Source organism: Nocardiopsis suaedae (assembly GCF_027706745.1).
GTDB classification, from domain to species: Bacteria; Actinomycetota; Actinomycetes; order Streptosporangiales; family Streptosporangiaceae; genus Nocardiopsis_A; species Nocardiopsis_A suaedae.
Genome location: NZ_JAQFWP010000032.1, coordinates 39,180 through 62,913, shown reverse-complemented (window position 1 = coordinate 62,913; position 23,734 = coordinate 39,180). Strand labels below are relative to the sequence as shown.

Below are 23,734 nucleotides of genomic sequence, written 5' to 3'. Positions count from 1 at the left end.
CGGGCACCGGCGCCCGGAGTCGGAGATCGGCGACGGAGAACGGCGGAGAACTCCGCAGAACGAAGGAGACCACCATGGCGAACACGCAGGCGACCGCGCAGGCGGCCACGAAGCCGAACCCCACCCCCGTCACCCTCATCGGTCTGGGCCCCATGGGCCAGGCGATGGCCGGTGTCCTCCTCAAGGCCGGGTACGACCTGACCGTCTGGAATCGCACGCGCTCCAAGGCCGACGCCCTCGCCGGGCGCGGGGCCCACGTGGCCGCGTCCCCGGCCGAGGCCCTGCGGGCGGGCGGCCCCGTCCTGCTCAGCCTCACCGAGCACGCCGTCATGTACCGCGTCCTGGAGGGCGCCGAGGCCGACCTCGACGGGCGCACCCTCATCAACCTCGGCTCGGACACCCCCGCCGCCTCCCGGGAGGCCGCCGCGTGGGCCGGGCGGCACGGCGCGCGGTACGTCACCGGCGGCGTCATGTCGCCCGCCCCGGGCATCGGCGACGCGTCGATGTCGGCCTACTACAGCGGCGACCGCGCCGCCTTCGAGGAGAACAAGGCGGTCCTGGAGGTGCTGACCTCCACCGACTTCCGCGGCGAGGACCCCGGGCTGGCGCAGGTCTACTACCAGATCCAGCTCGACCTGTTCTGGACCACCATGACCGGCTTCCTGCACGCCCTGGCGCTCGCCCGCGCCGAGGGCATCCCGGAGGAGACCATCACGCCGTACATCATCGAGGGCAACGACATGCCGATGTTCTTCGAGATGACCTCCCAGACCGTCGCCGAGGGCCGCTTCCCCGGCGACCAGGACCGCCTGGCCATGGACACCGCCAGCATGGAGCACGTCCTCCAGGCCACGCGCGACGCGGGCGTGGACGCGGCGCTCCCCGAGGCCGTCCTGGCCCTGTTCCGGCGCGGCATCGACGCCGGGTTCGGCGAGAGCACCTTCGCCCGCCTCATCACCCTGATGGACAAGAGGGCCTGACCGGCCGCCCCGCGGGCGGCCCGGCCCTCACCAGCCCGTGGGGATCCGCCCCGTGCCCTTGCACTGCGGGCACGGGGCGCCGTCGGGTCCACGGCCGCTGCCGCCGCAGTCCACGCACATGCCCTCCTTGGCGGTCCAGGCGTCCATCGCCGAGTGGAACCGCTCCAGGGTCACCAGGGCCTCGTCCAGCAGCGCCTCCGGGATGCCCGGGGTGTGCGCCAGCTTGTAGGCCTGCTCGCCGATCACGCAGATCCCGCCGATGTCGCAGGTGACGTCGACATCACCGGTGGGCCGGGCGCGCGCCCCGGCGACCGCGCGGCGGGCCGAGGCGTGGAACGGGTCCCCGCCCGGCGTCCGGATCGCGTCGCTCCCGTTCAGCCAGGACGCGAACCCCCGGGGCAGCGTCAGCGTCACCGCGCCCCCGTCCGCGGACCCCCCGGCGCCCGCCGCGCCGTCGTCCCCCTCCGTCCGCCCCTGCGGCGGCCCGGCCCGATACTCCGAAGCCATCACCGTCCTCGCCCCTCCCCCGAGCAAGTACCGGTGTGAATCGAAGCACACCCGCGCGCGACCTGCCAAGAGCGCGGACCCCGCCTCTGATCAGCTGTTGAAGCCCATTCCCAAGCGATCGAGGGTGCGCAGCCACAGGTTCCGTCGGCCGCGGTCCCGGTCGGCCGCCGCGGTCGCGCGCAGCGTGAGCGCGATCCCCGCATATCGGGCGGGCTCGGGCGGGAAGGGGATCGGCCGCTCCCGCACCATCGCCGACCGGGTGCGCTCGGTGTCGGCGCCCTCCAGCCGGTCCAGCATCACCTGGGCGCCGAAGCGGGTGGCCCCGACCCCCAGGCCGGTGTAGCCCGCGGTGTAGGCCATCCGCCCCTGGTAGGCGCTGCCGAAGAAGGCGCAGAACCGGCTGCAGGTGTCGATCACCCCGCCCCAGGAGTGCCCGAACCGCACCCCCTCCAGCTGCGGGAAGGTGGTGAAGAAGTGCTCGGCCAGGCGGCGGAAGGTCTCCGGCCGCTGGTCGTGCTCGGGGCGGATGCGGCCGCCGTAGCGGTACACCACGTCGTAGCCGCCCCACAGGATGCGGTCGTCGGCGGTGAGCCGGTAGTAGTGGAACAGGTTGGCCGAGTCGCCGACGCCCTGGCGGCCCTTCCACCCGACGGCCGCCTTCTGCTCGGCCGTGAGCGGCTCGGTCATCAGCGCGTAGTCGTACACCGGCGCCACGAAGTGCTTCAGGCGGCGCAGCGGCCCGGGGAAGGCCCCGGTGGCCCAGGCGGTGCGGCGGGCGGTGACGGCGCCGCCGTCGGAGGCCAGCCGCAGCCCGCCGCGCACCGGCTCGATGCCGCGGACCGGCGAGTGCTCGCGGATGCGCACCCCGAGCCGCAGGCAGGCCTCGCGCAGGCCCCGGGCCAGCTTGGCCGGGTGCACCATGGCGCAGGCCGAGCGGTCGATCGTGCCGCCGACGTAGGTGGGCGAGTCCACCTCGGCCCGGACCTGGCTCGCGGTGAGCACCTCGGGGGCGTAGCCCAGCTCCGCCAGCTCGGCGGCCTCCCGCTCCAGCTCCTCCAGCTGCCAGTACTCGGTGGCCACCGCCAGCTCGCCGGTCCGCTCGAACTCGGCGTCGATGCCGTACCGGCGCACGGCCTCCTCGATGCCGTCGAGGTTCTCCCGGCCCATCCGCTCCAGGTCGGCGACCTCCTCGGGCCAGCGCTCGGCGCCGTTGCCGAAGCCGTGGGTGAGGCTGGCGGCGCAGAAGCCGCCGTTGCGCCCGGAGGCCGCCCAGCCGCAGGTGCGGGCCTCGATGAGCACCACGTCCCGGCCGGGGTCGCGCTCCTTGGCGAGCAGGGCGGTCCACAGCCCGGCGTAGCCGCCGCCGACGATGGCCAGGTCGGCGGTGGACTCCCCGCCGAGCGGCGGGGCGGCCTCGGGCTCCTCGTGCCCGGGCACGGACGGGTCGAGCCAGAAGGTGCGGGGGCGGACCCCCGCCAGGGACTCCTCCACGAGGGAGGCCAACGGTCTCCGCATCTGTCGTACCTTCCTCATAGGCTGTTGTGGTGCTGGTCCGGGCGGGCCGGCCCCCGGACGGTGTCGACGGTGCACGTCCACCCAGGCCGCTGGCCCGGGTGGCTGCCTGAGCCGTGAATCCCCGCGCACGCCGTGGAGGCCGGAACCCCCCGCCTTCAGGCGGGGAGCCTTCGAATCCTCAACTCCTCGGCGGCGGACGGCCCTGGGCGTCCTGGGGCCGGTCGGGTCTGCCGGGGATCCGGCCGAATCACCCATCGCGGACGGTTCATCGATTAAACGGACAGGCGGGCGCCCGTGCTCCCGCCCCGGGGAAGAGGCCACCGGGGCGGGGCCGGGGCGTCGGCGCGGGTCAGGCCCGGCGCCGGGCCATGGCCGCGTTCACCACCGCGAGCAGCACGCCGACCGCGAAGATCAGCGTCCCCATCACGTTCACCTGCGGCGGGGTGCCCACCCGGGTGGTGCCCCAGATCCACAGCGGGAACGTGCTGGTGTTGCCGCTGACGAAGGTGGTGATGATGTAGTCGTCGATGGACAGCACGAAGGCGATCAGCCCGCCGGCCATCAGCGCCGGGGCCAGCATCGGCAGGGTCACCAGCCGGAACGTGGTCCAGGCCGAGGCGCCCAGGTCGCGGGCGGCCTCCTCCAGGGCCGGGTCGAGCGCCAGCACCCGGGCCCGCACGGTGATCGCCACGAACGACACCGAGAACATCACGTGGCTGACCACGATCGTCCAGAACCCGGTGGCGATGTTCATGGTCAGGAACATCGACAGCAGCCCGGCGCCCATCACCACCTCGGGCGCCGAGATGGCCGAGAACATGACCAGGTCGGTGGCGCCCTGCCCGCGGAAGGTGTACCGCCCCAGGGCCAGGCCCAGCAGCCCGCCCAGCAGCCCGGCGAACACCATCGTCAGCAGGGCGATGAGCAGCGAGTTCACCAGCGCCTGCGTCAGGTCCGGGTAGGCGAGGGCGTCGGCGTACCAGTGCAGGGTGAACCCCTGCCAGGTCACGTTGTGGCGGCCCTTGATGTCGTTGAAGCTGAACACGATCATGAACGCGATCGGGGACAGCAGCCAGGCGATGACCGCCCAGGTGACGTACTTGCCCCAGTCGACGCGCCGCCGCGGACGGCGGGCGCGGGCCGGTGCGGGGGCCGCGGGCGGGGCGGGCGCGCTCGTCGCGGTCATCGGGCACTCGCCTCCATCACTCGGTCGGTCCCCAGCGCCCGGGCGTAGCTGAAGATGCCCACCAGCAGCACCGCCATCAGCACGAAGGTGATGGAGGCCGCCATCGGGTAGGCGTTGTTCACCAGGTACTGGCTCTCGATGACCTTGCCGACCATGGTGTTGTGGGCGCCGCCGAGCACGGTGGCGTTGACGTAGTCGGCCGAGGTCGGGATGAAGGTCATGATCACCCCGGCGAACACGCCCGGCAGCGACATCGGCAGCACGACCCGGGTGAAGGCGCGCACCGGCCCGGCGTACAGGTCGCGGGCGGCCTCGACCACCCGGTGGTCCATCCGCTCCAGCACCGCGTACACCGGCAGCACCATGAACGGCAGGAAGTTGTAGGCCAGACCGAACACGACCGCCGGCGCGCTGTTGAGGACGTAGGCGCCGTCCGGCAGCAGCCCGATGCCCTTGAGCGTGCCCAGGATGATGCCCTGGTCGGCGAGGAAGGCCTTCCAGGAGATCGTCCGCAGCACGAACGACACGAACATGGGCAGCAGGAGCAGCAGCAGGTAGACGTTCTTGTACGCCCCGCCCCGGAAGGCGATCCAGTAGGCGCACGGGTAGCCGATGAGGATGCACAGCACGGTCGCGCAGGCGCCGTACAGCAGCGAGCGGCCGATCTGCTCCCAGTAGGTGCCGACCGCCGCGGCGTAGTTGCCGAACTCCCAGGTGAGCGAGTACCCGTCGTAGAGGTTCCCGCTCATCAGGGACATCGACAGGATCGTGGCGATCGGCACCACGAAGAACAGCGCCAGCCACAGCCAGGCCGGGGCGACCAGGAGGTAGGGGGCGGCCCGCGTGGCGAGCCGCGGTCTGCGTTCGTCGGTCATGCGCGCCGCCCTAGGACTGGGTCACCGACAGGAACAGGGGGGAGAACGACTCCTCCTGGTCCACCGACAGCGGGACGTAGTTGTGCAGCTTGGTGTAGTCCTCATCGGTGGGGAACACCAGCGGGCTGCCCACCAGGTCCTCCAGGAACTCCTTCTCCTCTCCGGAGGCGTCGGCCGCCTTCTCCTCCAGGATGTTCTGCACCTCGGGCACCGGCGGGATGTAGTTGATGTACTCGGCCAGGCCCGCGGCCACGTCCGGCTCGTAGAGGAAGTCCATCAGCATCAGGGCGTCGACCGGGTTGGCGGCGGTGCGCGGGATCATCATCAGGTCGCTCCAGAGCGTGGCGCCCTCCTCGGGGACGACGAACTCCAGCCCGGCGCCCTCCTCGGCGTTCTGCTGGAACACGTCGCCCGACCAGGCCATGGACAGCCACACGTCGCCGTTGGTCAGCGGCTGGATGTAGTCCTGCTGGTAGTAGCGGCGCACGATGCCCTTGTCGCGCTGCTCCTTGAGCTTGTCGGCGGCCTTCTCCCAGTCCTGTTCGGTGGAGTCGGCCGGGGCCACCCCGTTGAGCAGCAGCGCGAAGTTGGCGATCTCCTGCGGGTCGGCCATCATGCCGACCTTGCCCTCGAACTCGGGCCGCCACAGGTCGGCGATGCTGGTGATCTCCCGGTCCACGTAATCGGGGTTGTAGGCGATGCCGGTGATGCCGGAGGTGTAGGGCACGGTGAACCGGTTGCCCGGGTCGTAGCTGGGGTCCTGGTACTTGTCCCCGGCGTAGTCGGAGAAGTTGGGCATCTTGGTGTGGTCCAGCGGCGCCAGGTAGCCCAGCTCGACCAGCTTGGCCAGCTCGATGCCGGTGGACAGCACCATGAGGTCGTAGCCGATGGATTCGCCGTCGGCGAGCTTGGGCTGGATCTTGCCGAAGAACGAGTGGTTCTCCTGCACCGCCTCGTCGTAGTCCACCTTGACGCCGGTGGCCTCGGTGAACTCCTTGAGCTGGGTGCGCTCGGCGTCCATGTACAGCGGCCAGTTGGCGAATCTCAGCTTGCCGTTGCTCTCCTTGCCCGCCCAGAAGTCCTCGGACTCGGGGGCCTTGCCCGCCCCCTGCCCGCCGACGCCGCAGCCGGTCAGCGCCGCGCCGGCGGCGGCCAGCCCGGCCGCCCCCAGCAGGCCGCGGCGGCTCATGCGGGCACGGGTCATCCCTCGCAGGAGGGCGCGGTCGATTCTGCTCACGGGAGGACTCTCTTCCGTGTCGGGGGATGGTGGTTCCCGGTGGTGCGGTCCGCGGGCGCCGGGGCCTCAGGCGGGCAGCACATAGGAGTGCTCGGGGCTCCACTCCAGCCAGACCCGGTCGCCGCGGCCGGGGCCGTCGTCGGTCCCGGCGGCGTTCTGGGTGAAGACGGTGAGCTCCGGCGCGGCGGATCCGCCGTCGGACCCCGCGCCGTCGAGGACGACGGTGTAGTGCGTGGACGCGCCCAGGTACACCACCTCCCGGACCGTGCCCGGCACCCGCGAGCGGGCGCCCGCGCCGTCCGGGCGCGCGGTGTGCAGCGCGATCTTCTCCGGCCGGACGGTGACCTCCACCGCGGCGCCGACGGCGGCCTCCGCGGTGGCGCAGACCGCGCCGCTCTCGCCGACCGGGAAGGTGACCAGTCCGCCCGAGGCGTCGGTGACGCTCCCCGACAGCAGGTTGGAGGTGCCGATGAACCCGGCGACGAACCGCGAGGCCGGGCGCTCGTAGATCTCCCGCGGCCCGCCGAGCTGCTCGACGGAGCCCTTGTTCATCACGGCGATGCGGTCCGACATGGTCAGCGCCTCGCCCTGGTCGTGGGTGACGTAGACGAAGGTGATGCCCACGTCCCGCTGGATGCGCTTGAGCTCCATCTGCATGGCCTGGCGGAGCTTGAGGTCGAGGGCGCCCAGCGGCTCGTCCAGCAGGAGCGCGCTGGGCCGGTTGACCAGCGCCCGCGCCAGGGCGACCCGCTGCTGCTGGCCCCCGGACATGCGGCCGGGCTTGGTCCTCTCCCGGCCGGACAGCTCGACGAGGTCGAGCATCTCTCCGACCCGGCTGCGGATCTCGGCGCCGGGGGTGCCCCTGCGCCGCAGTCCGAAGGCGATGTTGTCGAAGACGTTCATGTGCGGGAAGAGCGCGTAGCTCTGGAACACCATGTTGACGTCGCGGCGGTCCGGGGCCACCCGGGTGACGTCGGCGCCCTTGAGCCGGACGGTCCCCTCGGTGGGGTCCTCGAACCCGGCGATCATCCGCATGGTGGTGGTCTTGCCGCACCCGGAGGGGCCGAGGAGGGAGAAGAACTCGCCCTGGGCGATCTCCAGGTCGATCCGCGAGACCGCGTGCACCTCCTCGCGGCCGGAGCGGTAGGTCTTGGCGACCCCCTCCAGCGCGATGGCGGGCACGTCGGGGGTCGGGGGCGGCGCCTCGGCGGCGCCGGCGGGGGTGGGCTCGGTCATGCTCTCCATCGTGCCCTCACCTAGTCCCGGCCGATGTGGCTCATGACGTGCTTGACGCGGGTGTACTCCTCCAGGCTGTACAGGGAGAGGTCCTTGCCGTAGCCGGAGTGCTTGAACCCGCCGTGCGGCATCTCGGCGATGAGCGGGATGTGGGTGTTGATCCACACGCACCCGAAGTCCAGGCGGCGGGAGACGCGCAGCGCACGGGCGTGGTCGCGGGTCCACACGCTGGAGGCCAGGCCGTAGCGGACCGCGTTGGCCCATTCGACGGCGGTGTCCTCGTCGGGGACCTGCTGCACGGTGATGACCGGGCCGAAGACCTCGTCGGTGACCATCTCGTCGCCCTGGCGGAGCCCGGCGACGACGGTGGGCTCGAAGAAGTACCCGGCCTCGCCCGAGCGCCTCCCGCCCGCGAGCACCTCGGCGTGGCCCGGCACCCGGTCGAGGAAGCCGGAGACGCGGGCGAGCTGGTCGGGGTTGTTCAGCGGGCCGAAGTCGGCGCCGGTGTCGTCGGGGCCGCCGGTGCGGGTCGTGCGCGCCCGCTCGGCGAGGGCGGTGCAGAGGCCGTCGTAGACGCCGGGCGTGGCCAGCACGCGGGTGGCGGCGGTGCAGTCCTGCCCGGCGTTGAAGAACCCGGCCTCGGCGATGCCCTGGGCGGCCTTGGCCGCGTCGGCGTCGTCGAAGACGACGACCGGGGCCTTGCCGCCCAGCTCCAGGTGGAGGCGCTTGAGGTCGGTGGAGGCGCTCTGGGCGACCTCGAACCCGGCGCGGGTGGAGCCGGTGAGCGAGATGAGCCGGGGGACCGGGTGCTCGACCAGGGCGCGGCCGGTGCCGCGGTCGCCGCAGACGACGTTGAACACCCCGGCGGGCAGGAACTCCGCGGCGATCTCGGCGAGCAGCAGGGTGGACATGGGGGTGGTGTCGGAGGGCTTGAGCACGACGGTGTTCCCCGCCGCGAGGGCGGGGCCGATCTTCCAGGCGGCCATCGCCATCGGGTAGTTCCAGGGGGTGATCTGCCCGACGGGGCCGATGGGCTCGCGGCGCACCCAGGAGGTGTGGTCGGCCAGGTACTCGGCGGCGGCCCGGCCCTCCAGGGTGCGGGCGGCGCCGGCGAAGAACCGGAGCGCGTCGGTGACCTGCCACAGCTCCTCGTCGCGGGTGGAGGCCACCGGCTTGCCGCAGTTGGCGACCTCGGCGGCGACCAGCTCGTCGGCGCGCTCCTCCACGGCGTCGGCGAACCGGTTGAGGGCGATCTGGCGGTCGGCGGGGGTGCTGTCGCGCCAGGAGCCTTCGAAGGCGGCGAGGGCGGCCTTGAAGGCCGCGTCCACGTCGGCCGCCGAGGAGACCGGCGCCTGCGCGACGACCCGCCCGGTGGCCGGATCGACGATGTCGCTCGTGCGCCCGTCGGCGGCCTCGGCGTGGTCGCCGTTGACGAAGTTCCGCAGCTGGCGCGGCCTGGCCTGCTCGGTCATGCGTGGCACTCCCTGACGAAGGTGATGCAAGGCACATTTGCTGTCCTCGGTACCTTGACAGAGCACACAGGCCTACGACAAGGGATTCCGTTGTAAAAATCGAGTTTCGCCATCGATCCCTCACGCGACGGCGACACCAACCACTGTTTCCTTTAGCGTGCGGGGTCACCGTCACGCTTCGCGGTGCTCAGGCCGCGCGGCGGGCACCCGCGGGGCCGCGCCCCGGCGCCGCGGAGACGCGCGGGGCGGGCGCCGGCAGGGTGCCGGTGCCCGCCCCGCGACGGCTCGGACCGCCCTTACACGGCGGCCTTCTCCCCGGCCCGGCCCGCGTTCGGCGGCTCGGCGCCGTCGCCGGCCGCGCTCAGCACGAGCTCGTCCAGGACGACCGCCTCGCGCTCATAGCGCCGCGACGCCTGCCAGAGCCGTCCCACGATGAAGGACTCGAAGAACAGCAGGCCCGCACAGGAGGCGCCCACGACCCACAGCATGGCGCCCGGGAAGAAGGCGCCCACCAGCGGGGCGACGATGAACACGCCCATCTGGAACTCGATGCCGCTGAACAGGTGGGGGCGGACGCGGTGGCGCAGCAGCGCGTCCCGGAAGCGGGCGTAGGCGGGGAAGCGCTCGGCGAGGCTGCCCGACGGAGGCTCCTCGGGCACGTAGGAGAGCCTGGAGGCGCCGAGACCGTCCGCCTCTCCGCCGACGGCGCCACCGCCGTCCCCGGCGGCCTCCTCGTCGGGCACCTCGTCGAGGAAGCGGGGCCGCAGCTCGCCGTACCGCTTCTCGCCGAGCACCCGGACGAAGGCCTCGTCCCCGATATCCGCCTCCGTCAGCCCGCGGCGCACCCGCGCCCTCTGCGCGCGCCGCATCTTCTTGCGGACCTTCGCCATCTGGGGCGAGTTGAGGTAGCGGAACATGTCCGTGAAGACGACGACGAGCGCGAACCAGATGTAGACGGTGTCCCCGGTGGCGGCGAACTGCCCGCCCATCAGGCCGAGCGTGCAGATGAGCACGCGCACCCGGTCGAACACGTAGTCCAGCCAGGACCCGAAGACCGTGCCGTTGCCCTTCAAGCGGGCGATCTTGCCGTCCATGCAGTCCAGCAGGAAGCTGACATGGAAGACGACCGCCCCCAGGACCAGCCCGAGCACGTCGGCCCGGCCGAAGGAGAACGCGGCGGCGCAGCCCAGCAGGAGCGCGGCGGTCGTCAGGTGGTCGGGCGTGAGGGAGGTCCGGTTCGCGGTGAACAGGACCAGGCGTGCGGCGACGGGGTCCACGAGGTAGACCGTCCACCACGAATCACGCTTCTTATATGTCCTCTCGCGGACGTCGGCGAGAGTGAACCCGTCAAAGGGCATCGATGACTACTCCGTGTGATTGAAGGCGGGCACGGAAAAGACAGCGTCGGGCACCCTGGAAACGGGGGATGGAACGGCGCAGCGCTCATTTGAGCGCGGACCGTCGAGGGATGCGCTTCACCCTTTCTCTTCGCTGTGCGGACCTCTGACCTGCGCATCCCAGAGCACTCGGCACTGCCGGGAGATCGGTGGTCCGCCCGCCTCTCCCCGGGACTCGGCGAACACGGAACTCTCGTCCCCCAGATTTCACCCGTAAGACGCCCTTTGTCGGAGATGGGTTTACTAACCGGTGAAGGTTCCTTACATCCCTGCCCGCGCACCCGTTCCTCGCCTACGCCGACGGGCCGCCCCGGCGTCCCGGGGCGGCCCGCCTCCTCCTCGCGGCCCGGGGCCGTCCGCCCTTCCAGCCCGGCTCACGCCGCGCGGCGGGGAGGCGCCCACGCCGACGGGCTCACAGCCCCCGTTCCTGTTCCTGGGCGACGATGGCCGCCTCGACCCGGCTCTTCAGCTCCAGCTTCGACAGGATCCGGCTGACATGCGTCTTCGCGGTGGCGTCGGCCATGTCCAGCCGCTCGGCGATCTCCAGGTTGGACAGCCCGCGGCCGATGCACCTGAGCACCTCGCGCTCGCGGCCGGTCAGGCGCTCCAGCCGGGGCTCCGGGGAGGCGTCCGCGGGCGAGGCCGCGAAGGAGCGGATGAGGCGGCGCGTCACGGCCGGGGCGATCATGCCCTCGCCCCGGGCGACGAGGCGCACGGCGTGGATGAGCGTGTCACTGTCGGTGCTCTTGAGCAGGAAGCCCGCCGCACCGGCGCGCAGCGCGGCGAAGACGTACTCGTCGAGGTCGAAGGTGGTGAGGATGAGGACGTCGCAGGTCGGTCCGATCTCCCGGGTGGCGGAGATCCCGTCCCTGCGCGGCATCCGGATGTCCATGATCAGCACGTCCGGGACCAGCTCGTGCGCGAGGTCGACGGCCTCCTGGCCGTCGGCCGCCTCGGCGACCACCTCGATGTCCTCGGCCCCGTTCAGGATCAGCGACAGCCCGGTGCGGACGGCGTCCTGGTCGTCGGCGAGAACGACGCGGATCACCGGCCCGCCCCCACGGGCGCGGGCAGGACCGCGCACACGCGCCACACCCCGTCCCCGGCGGGGCCGACCGTGATGCGCCCGCCCAGGAACTCGGCGCGCTCCCGCATGCCGGGGACGCCGAATCCGCCGCCGGGCGGCCCCGGCCGGGCGCCCCCGCAGAGCGTGTTCTCTATGGACAACTCGACCTCTTCCTCACGGTAGGCGATGCGGACGGAGACGGGTCCCCCGCAGTGCTTGAGCGCGTTGGTGATCGCCTCTTGGGTGATGCGGTAGGCGGCGTGCCCGGCCGCGGCCGACAGGGGGCGCACCGTCCCCGACACCTCAAGGTCCACGTCCCCGCCGTGGCTCCGCGCGAGGGACCCGATGTCCTCCGCCCCGCCGAAGGCGGTCACGGAAGGCTCGTCGCCGCCGTCCTCGCCCGTCTCCCTGCGCAGGACGTCGATCATCATGCGGAGTTCCTCGAGCCCCTGCCGACCGTCGTCGTAGATCCGGGTGAGCAGCCGCGTCCGGGTCTGTGCGTCCAGGTCGTCCCGGCGCAGCAGGGCGCTGGACTGGACGACGATGACGCTGAAGCGGTTGGCGACGGCTGTTCGACGAACTCGCCGCCCTGTCCGCAGGGGCCGGGCCGCTCCCCGCGAACAGGTCGGCTACGCCCGCGAGCGGCGCCATGTCGCCCGCGTGCACCCGCGGCGCCCCGCACCGGGCGGCGCCCCCGCCCCGGTCCGGCCCGACGGCACCTACCTGATCACCGGAGGGACCGGCGGCCTGGGGCTGGAGGCGGCGCGGACCCTGCACGCGGCGGGCGCCCGCCACCTCGTCCTGGTCGGCCGCGGCGCACCCGGCGCCGAGACGGCGCGGGGCATCACACGGCTCCGGGACGCGGGCGCTTGTGTCCGGACGTTCACCGCCGACGCCGCCGACCTGGAGTCGATGACCGCGGCCTTCGACGCGGTCGGGCGAGAGGCGGAGCTGCCGCCCCTGGCCGCCGTGCTGCACCTGGCCGGAGCGCTCGACGACGGCGCCCTCCTGCTCCAGACCCGCGACCGCGTCCGCCGCGCCATGGCGGCCAAGGCCGTCGGAGCCTGGAACCTGCACCTGCTGACCCGCGACACGGACCTGGACGCCCTGGTCCTGTACTCCTCCGCGTCCGCGCTCCTGGGGACGCCGGGGCAGGCGGGCTACGCGGCGGGCAACGCGTTCCTCGACGGCCTGGCCTCCTACCGGAACGCGCTGGGCGCCCCGACGGCCGCCGTCCAGTGGGGGTCGTGGGCGGGCACCGGGATGAGCCACCGCGCGGGGCTGGACGAGGACCTGGAGCGCAGCGGTGAGGGCACCATCCCCGTCGAGGAGGGCGGGGCCGCGCTCCTCGGGCTGCTGGCGGAGCGGCCGTTCGCGGATCCGGTCGCCGTCCTGCCGACCGACTGGCGGCGGCTGGCCGACCACGCCGCCGACACCCTGCCCAGCCTGCTTCCCCTGCTGCCGGACCGGCCCCCGGCGGGTGCCGCGGCCCGTCCGGCGGACTTCCGGGCCGCCCTGGACGCGGCCCGTGGGGAGGAGCGCCGCGCGCTGCTGGTGCGGGAGGTGCGGCGGCAGGTCGGCACCGTGCTCGGCCGCGCGGAGGAGGTGGACGGCGACGGCGACCTGTTCGCCAACGGGCTCGACTCCCTGACGGCCATCCGGCTCCGCCACGGCCTGCAGCAGGCGGCGCGCGTCGGCCTGCCCCAAGCGGTCGTGTTCGAGCACCCCACCATCGACGCCCTCGCCGGCCACCTGCTGCGGGCCGTCGACGGGGACGGTGGGGCCGAAGAGGACGGAGAGGAGGGGTCCGCGTGCTGACACCGGGCCCGACGGGGCCGCCCGTGACCCTGGTGTGCCTGCACCACGCGGGCGGGCACCCCTCGCTGTTCCGGCCGTGGAGCCGGGCCGCCCCCGACGGTGTCGAGGTGGCGCCGGTGGTACTGCCGACGACCGGGGGCGGGTGCGCCGGCGCCGCCACCGCACGGCCGACGGGCTCGTCCCCGTCCTCGCCGACCGGCTGGAGCGCGAGGTGGACGACGGCGGCTACGTCCTGTTCGGGTACAGCATGGGCGGCCTGCTGGCCTACCTGCTGGCCCGGCGCTTCTGCGAGGGGGGGCGGGCCGCGCCCGGCGGCGCTCGCCGTCGCCGCCTTCGGGGCCCCGCACCTGCCCCGTCCCGACCTCGGTTCCACCGGCGACGACCGGGAACTCGCCCGCCGCCTGTACGAGATCGGAGGGATCCCGCAGTGGCTCTTCAGGAACCCGGAGTGGCTGGAGCCGTTCCTGGGGCTGGTACGCGACGACGCCGGCCTGTGCGCCTCCTACCGCCACCGGCCGCAGGAGCGCCCGCTGGGCGTGCCCGTGCACGTCTTCGGCGGCCAGGAGGACCGGCTCTTCCCGCCCGAGGCGGTCCGGCCCTGGACGGAGGTGGCCGAGGAGGTGGAGGTCGTATTCCACCCGGGCGGCCACTTCCTTCTGGCGGAGGACTCCGGCCGCATACGGAACGCCGTTTTCGGCATCGCCGCCCTGTGCCGCCAATACGCATAAAGATGTACACCGGCCCGGCCGGATCTCCTCGGATCGCAGGAGTCCCCGCCTCCCGGGACCGCGCTAGGCTGCGGGAGGCAGTGGTGGACGACGATTCCGAAGGGGGGAGCCATGGGCTTCAAGACGGTCATCGGACTTGCACTCGTGGCCGCCGGCGCGATTCTTTCCATTTTCTTCTGGGACCTCGAATTCTATTGGTTCCAGGGCGGTCCGCTGGGCCTTCTGCTCATCCTGATCGGCGTTTTGGACCTGGGCGACGAGTTCCGCCGCTCCCGGGGCCACAAGCCCAAGTCCCTGTTCGAGGACGTCAAGGACGACATCGGCTTCGGCGGCCGGTCGTCCGGGTCCGGGGACCGCCGGGACGACCGGGACCGGTGAGCCCCGGGGCGGTCGGTTCCGCACCGGGAGAGAGGAGTCGCAGAACACCCCGGGAGACCGGGCCGACCGGTTGGAGAACCGCATGGCCGAATTCCGCCACGACGATGAGGCCCGGTCCCGCAAGGCCGACCTCTTCCTCATCGCGACGGGCACCCTGTCCACCGCCCACCTGCCCTTCTGGCTCAACTGGCTCGCGACGAACCGGCCGGACTACACGGTGACCGCCGGGCTCACCGACTCCGCGAAGGAGTTCGTCAGCCCGGCCGCGCTCACGGCGCTGACCGGTTCACCGGTGGTCTCCAACACCTGGACCACCCCGGACGGGCTGCGGCCGGTGCACACCTCCATCGCCGAGGGCCACGACGGGATCATCGTCTACCCGGCCTCCGTCGCCTTCCTGTCCGCACTCGCCTCGGGGTCCGGGGACAAGCCGTTCACCCTGGCCGCGCTGGGGGCCCAGGTCCCCGTGGTCCTGGCGCCGTCCCTGCCTCCGGGCGTCGCCGACAACCCGATCGTGCGCGGCGTGCTCGCCCGCCTCGCGGAGGTCCCCGGGTACCGGCTGGTGCCCACCCGGAAGAAGGCGAGCAGCAGCGTCGGCCGCGAGGCCGACGTCGCCGCGCCCCTGTGGGAGGCCGTCAGCGCGTTCGAAGAGGCCGGGCAGGGGACGGGCGGTCCGCAGGACGGCCCCGCCGCCGGCCCCGCCTCCTGAGGAGCCCGGTGTGGAACGCTTCTACTTCACCTTCGCCGACCCCGACTTCTACGACGACATCGGCCGCTGGCGGTGCGACCCCGGCGACCCGCGCTTCACCCGTGTGCGCAAGGGGCCGGTCCCCCTGCCCTACGCCGAGGGCTGGACCCGCTCGGGCACCGGGATCTGGACCCTGTGCCGCCCCGAGGACCGGCCGCTGCCCGACCAGGGGTGGAAGCTGCACATCGCGGTGACGCCCGACACCTTCGAGCCGCTCCTGCACACCGTCGCCGACGTGTGCCGCCGGTGGCGCGCCCCCTTCAAGTTCCTCTCCCGGTACGAGTACGCCTGGCTGGTCAACGCCAAGTACGCGGCGCGGTCGGGAAGCGGGAAGGGCATCGCGGTCTACCCCGCCGACGAGCACGAGTCCGTCGCGCTGGCGGCCGAGCTGGCGGAGCGCACACGCGGGACCGAGGGGCCGCGGATCCTGTCCGACGCCCGGGTGGGGGACACCGTCGTGCACGCACGGTACGGCGCCTTCGTGCGCCGGTACTGCCGCGACGAGCGGGGCCGCGTCCGCCAGGCGATGACGGGGGGCGACGGGCGGCCGGTCCCCGACCCCCGCACGGTGCCGTTCAAGGCCCCCGACTTCGTGAGCGTCCCCTCCCTCTTCCGGCCGCCCCCGCGATCCCGCGACGGCGGCGACCGCCTGCCCTACCGGATCGACAAGGCCCTGCACTTCAGCAACGGCGGCGGCGTCTACCTCGCCTCGGAGGGCGCCTCGGGCTCAGGGCGCAGGGTCGTGCTCAAGGAGGCGCGCCCCTACGCCGGGCTCGACCTCGTCGGCGGCGACGCCGTCCGGCGGGCCGCCCGCGAGTACGAGGCCCTGCGCGCCCTCTCCGGCCTGCCCGGCTTCCCCGAGGTCTACGACCGGTTCACCTGGCAGTCGCACGTCTTCACCTCCATGGAGTACATCCGCGGCACGACCCTCCAGGAGTGGTCCGCCGCCAACCACCCCTACCTGCTGCGGCCCGACCCCTTCGCGCCTCCGGCGCCCGCCGAGGCCAAGGACTACCGGGAGCGGATCGAGGCGGTCCTGGAACAGGTGGCCCAGGCGGTGGAGGCGGCCTGGGAGCACGGCTACGCCATCGGGGACCTGCACCCCGGGAACATCATGGTCTCGCCCGAGGGCGAGGCGACCCTCATCGACCTTGAGGCCTGCGTCCCCCTGGGCGAGCATCGGCCGTTCCCCGGGGCGCCCGGCTTCAGCGACGTGCGGCGCCAGGGCCGGGACGGCGACGAGTACGGGCTGCGCCTGCTGGAGCTGTCGTGCTACCTGCCGCTGACCCCGCTCCTACGGCTCGACCCGGCCAAGCTCACCCCGTTCTTAGCGGCCGCCCGGGAGATGTTCGACCTCTCCGCCGAGTGGGCGGAGCGGATCCGCCGGACCTTCGTCGGCACCGGGACGCCCGACGCCGCGCCCGCACCGGACCCCGTTCCAGCCACGACGGGCAGGGCCGCGGGGGCGCCCCCGGCGGCCTCCGGCCACCTCGACGGCGCCCTCGGGTTCGAGGGGTGGGCCGGGCAGGTCGTGGAGGGGTTCCGCGCCTCCATGTCCGAGGAGAGGACCGACCGCCTGTTCCCCTGCGACCCCACGGGGTTCTCGCTGTCCCCGGTGTCGCTGGCCACCGGGAGCGCCGGTGTCCTGTGGTCCCTCCTGGGCACCGACGGCGTGTACGAGCCCGGCCTCGTGCGCAGGATCGCCGAGTGGACCCTCGCCAACGCCCGCGGCGCGACGGACCGTCCGCACTGCGGGCTGTACGACAGCGAACTCGGCGCGGGCTACGCGCTGTGGAGGGCGGGATGGCCCGACCACGCGCGCTGGTGCGTGGACGCCGCCCTGGCCAAGGACCGCTCCGGCTGCGGCAGCGGCGTCTTCGGCGGGACGGCCGGCATCTTCCTCGCCGTCGCCGCGATGGCCGGGGGCCCCGACCCGATCGTGGAGCGGGCGGAGGCCGAACGGATCGGCGCCGAGCTGGCCGACCGCGCCCACGGGCTCGCCGCCCGGCCGCACTCCTCCGACGGCGGGCCGGGGGCCGCCCACGGGCTGATGCACGGCCTGGCCGGGATCGGCCTGGCCGCCCACCGGTACGGCGTCCTGGCCGACGACCCCTCGGCCGTGGACACGGCCCGGGAGCTGGTGGAGCGCGAACTGGCCGCCTACGTGCGGTGCACGGACGGGTCGCTGCAGTACAACGAGCAGGGCAGGCGCACCCTCGCCTACCTGGAGGAGGGATCGTGCGGCACGGCGCTCGCCGTCGCCGAGCTGGGCCGCCGCGACGGGTGGCGCCCGCGCGGCGCCTCGGTGCCGGACCTGATGCGGGCGCTGGGCCCCGAGCTCATGGTGCAGGCGGGGCTGTTCCGCGGCCGCGCCGGGTTCCTCGCGGGGCTGGCCCAGCTCGCGCGGGACGGCCACGGCGCGTCGGCCGACCCCCTGGTCCGGCGGCACGCCGACCGGCTCGGACTGCACGAGCTGCGGCCGAACGGCCGCGGCCTCCACTACCCGGGCTCCGGGAACTTCCGGATCTCCGGCGACCTGCGGACCGGCGGCGCCGGGGTTCTCACCGGCGTCGCGTTCGCCACCGGCCGCCGCGACGACTGGCTGCCCGGGCTCTTCTGAGGCCGCCGTCGGGGCGCCCCGCCCCGGCGGGACCGCCCGACCTAGGAACGGCACCACGTGGAAACCCTCGGACAGCTTCTCCCGCTCGCACTCCTGGACACCGTCAGCGTCGCCACGCTGGCGATCCCGGTCTGGTTCCTGCTGGCCCCCCGGGGCCCCCGGATCGGCAACGTCCTGCTCTACCTGGCGCTCGTCGGCGGCGGCTACCTGCTGCTCGGCGTGCTGCTCACGGGCGCGGTCGACCGGCTGCGCGATCCGCTGGGCGACGTGCTGGCCTCACCGGCCGCCGACACGGCGCTCGGGGCAGCCGGGGCCGCGCTCATCCTGGCCGGGCTGTGGTACGGAATGCGCAGGCGGCCCGCCTCCGGTCTGGGCCGCCTGACCCGGTGGCGCGAGTCCGCGGTCGGCGAGGACGCGTCGGCGGGCGGGGTCCTCACGGTGGCGCTCCTCGCCGTGGCGCTCGAGGTCCCCACCATGTTCCCCTACCTGGCCGCGATGGACATCCTGTCCGGGCAGGGGCTCACCGGGGCCGGCGCCGCCCCCGTCCTCGCGGTCTACTGCCTGGTCATGGTCGCCCCCGCCCTCCTGGCCACCCTGCTGTTCCAGGCCTCGCGCGGGGCGCTGCGCCCGGTCCTGGACCGGGTCGACACCTGGCTGCGGGACAACGCGCAGGAGAACACGGCGTGGCTGCTCGCGATCGCCGGATTCCTGCTCCTGTCGGACTCCACGCTCTTCCAGCGGTTTCTGGACGCCCTCAGAGACGCCGCCTGAACGGCGTGCCTACATATTTCTCATGACACAGAGATCCTCTCGGGGAACGATGCGCAAGGCGGCCGGGTGTTCCATAGTTGTCTTCTCCGGACCGACATCGACCCCCGCATCGCCCCCCACGGATCTGAATACGAAGACGTGACCGAAATCCTTGATGCAACGGTGGGCATCGGCCCGTGGGAGGTCAATATCGGCGCCCTCGGCCTGGTCCTCACCGTCGTCGTGATCGCACTCGTCATCATCGTGAAGGCCAAATAGCGGCCCCGGTGGGCGGCGCGCTCCGTCCGCCGCCCGTCCCTCCCACCGGGGCCGCGCCCGCTTCCGCGCGAGGACGCCGACGGGCCGCCCCGGTGTCCCGGGACGGCCCCGCCGAAAGGGTCGAAAGACCTGCGGCTACTCGCCCTTCCAGTTCGGCTTGCGCTTCTCGGCGAAGGCGGCCGCGCCCTCCATGGCGTCGTGGCTCACGAACACCGGGCCGGTGACGGCGTCCTGGCGGGTCCACATCTCCTCGGTGGACCAGTCGTCGGAGGCCGTCATGACCTCCTTGGACACCTGCACCGCCATCGGGGCGTTCCCGGCGATGCGCGCCGCCAGAGCGCGGGCGCCCTCCAGCGCCCCGCCGCTCGGGACGACCGTGTTCACCAGCCCCAGTTCGGCCATCCGCTGCGCGCCGACGAAGTCGCCGGTCAGCGCGAACTCCATGGCGATGTTGCGGGGGATGCGCCGGTGCAGCCGCAGCAGGCCGCCGCCCGCCGCCACCAGTCCCCGCTTGGCCTCGGGGATGCCGAACTTCGCGCCCTCGGCCGCGACCACCAGGTCACAGGCGAGCACCGCCTCGAACCCGCCGGCCAGGGCGTAGCCCTCCACCGCGGCGATGAGCGGCTTGCGCGGCGGGCGCTGGGCGAAGCCCGCGAAGCCGCGCCCCTCCACCACCGGCACCTCGCCCTTCATGAAGGCCTTCAGGTCCATGCCCGAGCAGAACGTGCCGCCCGCGCCCGCGAGGATCCCGACCGTCAGGTCCTTGCGTGCGTCCAGCTCGTCCAGGGCCTCGGCGATGCCCTTGGCCACCGCGGCGTTCACCGCGTTCTTCGCCTCGGGCCGGTCGATGGTGACCACGGCGACGCCGTCGGCCGCCTCGAACCGGACCTCGGGCCCCATCGCCTCTTCCGCTGCCATGCGCCCTCCTATTTCGGCGGCATGCGCAGGCCGCCGTCGATGCGCACGACCTCGCCGTTGATGTAGCTGATCTCCAGCAGTGAGCGCACCAGGCGGCCGAACTCGTCGGCGGTGCCCAGGCGCTTGGGGAACGGCACCGGCGCGGCCAGGCGCTCCTTGAACTGCTCGGACTCGGGGCCCTGCCCGTAGATGGGCGTGTCGAGGATGCCGGGGGCCACCGTGTTCACGGTGACGCCGATGGCCGCCAGGTCGCGCGCGGCCGGGAGCGTCATGCCGATGACGCCGCCCTTGGAGGAGGAGTAGGCGATCTGCCCGATCTGGCCCTCGATCCCGGCCAGGGAGGCGGTGTTGACGATCGCGCCGCGCTCGCCGTCCTCGTTGACCGGCTCGGTCTCGGACATGGCCGCGGCCGCCAGCCGCAGCAGGTTGAAGGTCCCGATCAGGTTGACGTCGATGACCTTCTTATAGCTGGCCAGGTCGTGCGGCTGCCCCTCGCGGTTCACGGTGCGGGTCGCCCATCCGATCCCGGCGCAGGCCACGGCGGCGCGCAGGGGGCGGCCGGTGTCGACCGCGGCCTGCACGGCGGCCTGCACCTGGGCCTCGTCGGAGACGTCCGTGGCGACGAAGACGCCCCCGACCTCCTTGGCCACGGCCTCGCCGCGCTCGGCGTTGAGGTCGGCCACCACGACGGTGGCGCCGGCGTCGGCAAGCTGCCGGACGGTCGCTTCGCCGAGCCCGCTCGCGCCGCCGGAGACGACGGCGGAAATTCCGTTGAGATCCATGTGCGGAACACTACAGACCCGCCGCGCCGACGACTAGAACCGGGTTCGGTTTTCGTGCGGGCCCGGCGCGGAGACGGGCGCGCCCTGCCCCGCACCGGGCCCGAACCGGTCCGTCACTCCTGGTCGGAGCCGCTCTGCCAGCGCTCGTACACGGCCTCGTCGACCAGCTCGGCGGCCAGGGTGTAGGCGTGCGTGCGGTTGAAGTCGGCGGCGCCCGCGCCGACCGCGAACGGCAGCACCTCGTCGTCGGCGAGGGCGATCTCGTACCCGTGCGCCGTGGTGATCCGGTGCACCCGGCCGCGGTCGGTGCGCTCGGTGCCGTGGTACTCGACGACCTTGGCTCCGGCCAGGTCCATGAGGATCCTGCCGAGCGGGTCCGTAGGGGGCCAGGCCATGCTCTCTCTCCTCCGGAGGGGGTCCGTTCGCGGCCGTCCCCCGGGGTCCCAGAGCCCCGGGGGACGGCCGCTGCCCTGAAGCCTGCCATCCGGCATCCGCCGTGCGCAGCCGCTCCGCCCCACCGGAAAAATCCGTTGCCCTCGCCCCGGGGCCGGGGTAGCGTCTCCGGCGATGCGCAACTGACCGTCGAGACCACGCGCCGGGAGCCGCGGCCGCTCGCCCTCTGAGGCTGGAGCGGCCCCTCCCGGCGCCTCCCGTCCGTTTCGGCCCGTCCCCTGTCCGGGACGTGCTCTTCGCTGATCCGGCGTGGTCTCGACGACGGCGTCCGGCGCGCTCCGCGCGTCTGGGCCCGCCCTCGGGCACCCATGGACGCCGGCGCCGCGGCCCGCCCCGACCTTTCTCGGAGGTGGCCTTGACCTCTCGTACGACCGAACCGCGATTCCGCCGCACCCACCGCTCCCCCGCCGAAGGGGGCGCGGCCGAGGGCCCGACCCCGCTGCTGAGCGCCCGCGACCTGTCCAAGGCCTACGGCGCCCGGCCCGTCCTCGACGGCCTGCGGCTCGACGTCGCCCCGGGGCAGCGCCTCGGGCTGGTCGGCGAGAACGGCGCGGGCAAGTCGACCCTGCTGGCGCTGCTGGCCGGGACCGCCGACCCCGACGTCGGCGCCGTGTCCCGGCCCCGCGACACCGGGTACCTCGCCCAGGAGCCGCCCTTCACCGAGACCACCACCCTGGGGGACGCGGTCGCCGAGGCGCTGTCCGAGCCGCACGCGGCCGAGCGGGAGCTCACCGCGTGCGCCCAGGCGCTGGAGGACGGCGGCGACGCGGCCCAGCGGGCCTACGCGGCGGCGCTGGAACGCGCGGAGGCCCTGGACGTCTGGGACGCCGACCGCCGTGCGGAACTGGTGCTCGCCGGGCTCGGCCTGGCCGATGTGGAGTCCGACCGGCCCGTGTCCGCCATGTCCGGTGGGCAGCGCAGCAGGCTGGCCCTGGCCGCGCTGCTGATCCGGCGCCCGCGCGCGCTGATCCTGGACGAGCCGACCAACCACCTCGACGACGAGGCGGTGGCGTTCCTGGAGGGGTTCCTGTCCGACCTCCCCGGCGCCGTCGTCCTGGCCAGCCACGACCGCGCCTTCCTGGACGCGGTCTGCACCGGCCTGCTCGACCTGGACCCGTCCTCCGATCAGGGCCCCACCTACTACGGCGGGGCGTACACCTTCTACCTGGAGGAGAAGCGCAAGGCCTACCAGCGCTGGGAGCAGCGCTACCGGGACGAGCAGGAGGAGCTGCGGGCCCTGCGCGTGTCGGTGGACGTGACCGCACGCCAGGTCGCCCCGGGGCGGCCGCTGGGCAACAACAGCAAGATGCTCTACGACTTCAAGGGGGCGCGTGTACAGAAGCAGTTGTCCCGCAGGGTGCGCAACGCCCAGCGCCGCCTTGAGGAGCTGGAGGGCACTCAGGTGCGGAAACCGCCCAAGCCCTTGGCGTTCGCCGGGACGCTCACCGGCGGCGCGGCCGCGGGCGCGGGCACGGCGCTGAGCGCGCGGGGCCTGGAGGTGCCCGGCAGGCTCCGCCTCGACCGCCTGGACCTGCTCTCGGACGGGCGGCTGCTGGTGACCGGGCCGAACGGTGCCGGGAAGTCGACGCTGCTGCACGTCCTGGCGGGGCGCATCGCCCCCGTGTCGGGCAGTGTCGAGGTCCGCAACGGGACCCGGGTGGCGCTGCTGGAGCAGGACGTGGAGTTCCCCGACCCGGAGCGCACCCCGCGGGAGATCTACACCGCGGAGCTCGCCCGGCTGAACGAAGAGGGGGTGCTGAGGATCGCGGACGCGCCGTCGCTGGACGAGCTGGGACTGATGGCGCGCCGCGACGTCCGCCGCCCGGTCGGCGAGCTGAGCGTGGGCCAGCGCCGCCGTCTGGCGCTGGCCCTGATGGTGGCGGCCGCCCCGCACGTGCTGCTGCTGGACGAGCCGACCAACCACATCTCCCTGGCGTTGAGCGAGGAGTTGGAGGAGGCGTTGAAGACCGCGCCCGGAGCGGTGGCGGTCGCCAGCCACGACCGCTGGCTGCGCCGCAGCTGGGAAGGGGACCACCTCTACCTGGAGAACGGGGAGCGGGGGTAGGAAGTCGTAGGACGTCGTCGCGAGCGGCCCGGGATCGTGCGAAGACCTCGTACACCCGGGCCGCTCCGTGGCTAACATGTGGATACAGGCCACGACATGGGAGGTGGCGGCTGTGTGCGCTCAGCCGGTCCCCGACTGGATGATCCCGCCGCCTGACGGGTTCACCGCCGAAGACCTCGACAGGCTTTCCGACCTTCCCCCGCACACCGAGCTCATCGACGGGAGCCTCGTTCTCGTGAGTCCGCAGAAGAGGTTCCACACGCTCATACTCGACATCCTCGTCCCAGGGCTGCGGTCGAGTTGCCCTGGCGATCTCAAGGTCCGCAGGGAGATGACCACGGTTCTCGGGCCCCGTCAAAGGCCGGAACCCGACATCATGGTCGTCCAGGCGTCCGCCGATACAGAGCAGGACCAGACCTCTTATCCCGCCGACTCGGTCGAACTCGTCGTCGAGGTGGTCTCCCCCGAATCGCGGGTCCGGGACCGCGAGCGCAAGCCGCAGCTCTACGCACACGCGGGCATCCGGCACTTCTGGCGCGTGGAGACGGACGGCGGGAGGCCCATCGTCTACGTATACGAACTCGACCCCGCCATCTCGTCATACGTCCCCACCGGGATCCACCACGACCGGTTGAAGGTGGCCACCCCGTTCCCCGTGGACATCGACCTCACCGAGGTCGACCGGCTGTAAGCGATCGGGGGCGGGAGCATGGGCGGTCCGCCC

22 protein-coding genes and 1 pseudogene are annotated in these 23,734 nt (G+C 73.2%); 10 read left to right on the top strand and 13 right to left on the bottom strand.

The features are described from left to right. Positions 1-74: 74 nt before the first annotated feature. Positions 75-980, top strand: a complete 906-nt coding sequence (locus O4U47_RS17445; protein WP_270678939.1) for an NAD(P)-dependent oxidoreductase — start codon at positions 75-77, stop codon at positions 978-980. 27 nt (positions 981-1,007) lie between these two features. Here the strand turns inward: O4U47_RS17445 and O4U47_RS17440 are convergent, their stop codons facing one another. The 10 genes from O4U47_RS17440 to O4U47_RS17395 form a co-directional block, all read right to left on the bottom strand. Further along, positions 1,008-1,487, bottom strand: a complete 480-nt coding sequence (locus O4U47_RS17440; RefSeq protein WP_270678938.1) for a hypothetical protein — start codon at positions 1,485-1,487, stop codon at positions 1,008-1,010. A gap of 90 nt (positions 1,488-1,577) precedes the next feature. Beyond that, positions 1,578-3,002 carry an NAD(P)/FAD-dependent oxidoreductase gene (locus O4U47_RS17435; protein WP_270678937.1) on the bottom strand — a complete coding sequence of 475 codons (1,425 nt, stop codon included), beginning with the start codon at positions 3,000-3,002 and terminating at the stop codon, positions 1,578-1,580. Between the two features lie 349 nt (positions 3,003-3,351). Continuing rightward, positions 3,352-4,188, bottom strand: a complete 837-nt coding sequence (locus tag O4U47_RS17430; RefSeq protein WP_270678936.1) for an ABC transporter permease — start codon at positions 4,186-4,188, stop codon at positions 3,352-3,354. After that, positions 4,185-5,063, bottom strand: coding sequence for an ABC transporter permease (locus O4U47_RS17425; RefSeq protein ID WP_270678935.1), 879 nt, complete (start codon positions 5,061-5,063; stop codon positions 4,185-4,187). Before O4U47_RS17425 ends, O4U47_RS17430 begins: the two co-directional genes overlap by 4 nt. 10 nt (positions 5,064-5,073) lie before the next feature. Further along, positions 5,074-6,252 (bottom strand): ABC transporter substrate-binding protein, encoded by a 1,179-nt coding sequence (locus O4U47_RS17420; protein ID WP_270678952.1) that lies wholly within the window; start codon positions 6,250-6,252, stop codon positions 5,074-5,076. 114 nt (positions 6,253-6,366) lie between these two features. After that, a complete protein-coding gene (locus O4U47_RS17415) occupies positions 6,367-7,545 on the bottom strand; it encodes an ABC transporter ATP-binding protein (RefSeq protein ID WP_270678934.1) in 1,179 nt (392 codons plus the stop codon). A gap of 11 nt (positions 7,546-7,556) precedes the next feature. Further along, positions 7,557-9,008, bottom strand: a complete 1,452-nt coding sequence (locus O4U47_RS17410; protein ID WP_270678933.1) for an aminobutyraldehyde dehydrogenase — start codon at positions 9,006-9,008, stop codon at positions 7,557-7,559. Between the two features lie 296 nt (positions 9,009-9,304). Then, positions 9,305-10,366 (bottom strand): CDP-alcohol phosphatidyltransferase family protein, encoded by a 1,062-nt coding sequence (locus O4U47_RS17405; RefSeq protein WP_270678932.1) that lies wholly within the window; start codon positions 10,364-10,366, stop codon positions 9,305-9,307. Between the two features lie 451 nt (positions 10,367-10,817). After that, positions 10,818-11,453: a response regulator gene (locus O4U47_RS17400; protein WP_270678931.1), complete on the bottom strand. Its 636-nt coding sequence runs from the start codon at positions 11,451-11,453 to the stop codon at positions 10,818-10,820. After that, the gene (locus O4U47_RS17395; RefSeq protein WP_270678930.1) at positions 11,450-11,902 is read right to left on the bottom strand and encodes a sensor histidine kinase; all 453 of its coding nucleotides are present in this window, start codon (positions 11,900-11,902) and stop codon (positions 11,450-11,452) included. Before O4U47_RS17395 ends, O4U47_RS17400 begins: the two co-directional genes overlap by 4 nt. A 112-nt stretch (positions 11,903-12,014) precedes the next feature. Between O4U47_RS17395 and O4U47_RS17390 the strand changes: the two genes are divergently transcribed. From O4U47_RS17390 to O4U47_RS17365, 7 genes and pseudogenes are all read left to right on the top strand, one after another. Further along, positions 12,015-13,289 carry a beta-ketoacyl reductase gene (locus O4U47_RS17390; protein WP_270678929.1) on the top strand — a complete coding sequence of 425 codons (1,275 nt, stop codon included), beginning with the start codon at positions 12,015-12,017 and terminating at the stop codon, positions 13,287-13,289. Continuing rightward, positions 13,249-13,530, top strand: a pseudogene (locus O4U47_RS31305) (hypothetical protein); the annotation flags it as partial. The gene O4U47_RS17390 and the pseudogene O4U47_RS31305, both read left to right, overlap by 41 nt. Further along, positions 13,412-14,017 (top strand): thioesterase II family protein, encoded by a 606-nt coding sequence (locus O4U47_RS17385; RefSeq protein ID WP_408638990.1) that lies wholly within the window; start codon positions 13,412-13,414, stop codon positions 14,015-14,017. The pseudogene O4U47_RS31305 and the gene O4U47_RS17385, both read left to right, overlap by 119 nt. A gap of 111 nt (positions 14,018-14,128) precedes the next feature. Beyond that, entirely contained in the window at positions 14,129-14,395 is a 267-nt protein-coding gene (locus O4U47_RS17380; RefSeq protein WP_270678927.1) for a hypothetical protein, read from the top strand. A gap of 82 nt (positions 14,396-14,477) precedes the next feature. Then, a complete protein-coding gene (locus O4U47_RS17375) occupies positions 14,478-15,104 on the top strand; it encodes a flavoprotein (RefSeq protein WP_270678926.1) in 627 nt (208 codons plus the stop codon). Between the two features lie 10 nt (positions 15,105-15,114). Next, entirely contained in the window at positions 15,115-17,763 is a 2,649-nt protein-coding gene (gene lanKC, locus O4U47_RS17370) for a class III lanthionine synthetase LanKC (protein ID WP_270678925.1), read from the top strand. Between the two features lie 57 nt (positions 17,764-17,820). Continuing rightward, complete coding sequence (locus O4U47_RS17365) at positions 17,821-18,534, top strand: GAP family protein (RefSeq protein ID WP_270678924.1); 714 nt, start codon at positions 17,821-17,823, stop codon at positions 18,532-18,534. A gap of 393 nt (positions 18,535-18,927) precedes the next feature. Here O4U47_RS17365 and O4U47_RS17360 read toward each other — a convergent pair whose 3' ends face one another. From O4U47_RS17360 to O4U47_RS17350, 3 genes are all read right to left on the bottom strand, one after another. Beyond that, positions 18,928-19,710: a crotonase/enoyl-CoA hydratase family protein gene (locus tag O4U47_RS17360; protein WP_408638988.1), complete on the bottom strand. Its 783-nt coding sequence runs from the start codon at positions 19,708-19,710 to the stop codon at positions 18,928-18,930. Positions 19,711-19,718: 8 nt separating this feature from the next. Further along, positions 19,719-20,492, bottom strand: coding sequence for an SDR family NAD(P)-dependent oxidoreductase (locus O4U47_RS17355; RefSeq protein ID WP_270678923.1), 774 nt, complete (start codon positions 20,490-20,492; stop codon positions 19,719-19,721). A gap of 113 nt (positions 20,493-20,605) precedes the next feature. Continuing rightward, positions 20,606-20,887, bottom strand: coding sequence for a hypothetical protein (locus O4U47_RS17350; protein WP_270678922.1), 282 nt, complete (start codon positions 20,885-20,887; stop codon positions 20,606-20,608). A 413-nt stretch (positions 20,888-21,300) separates the two neighbouring features. Between O4U47_RS17350 and O4U47_RS17345 the strand changes: the two genes are divergently transcribed. Then, positions 21,301-23,010, top strand: coding sequence for an ABC-F family ATP-binding cassette domain-containing protein (locus tag O4U47_RS17345; protein WP_408638987.1), 1,710 nt, complete (start codon positions 21,301-21,303; stop codon positions 23,008-23,010). Between the two features lie 112 nt (positions 23,011-23,122). Further along, the gene (locus O4U47_RS17340) at positions 23,123-23,701 is read left to right on the top strand and encodes a Uma2 family endonuclease (protein WP_270678949.1); all 579 of its coding nucleotides are present in this window, start codon (positions 23,123-23,125) and stop codon (positions 23,699-23,701) included. Positions 23,702-23,734: the final 33 nt, after the last annotated feature.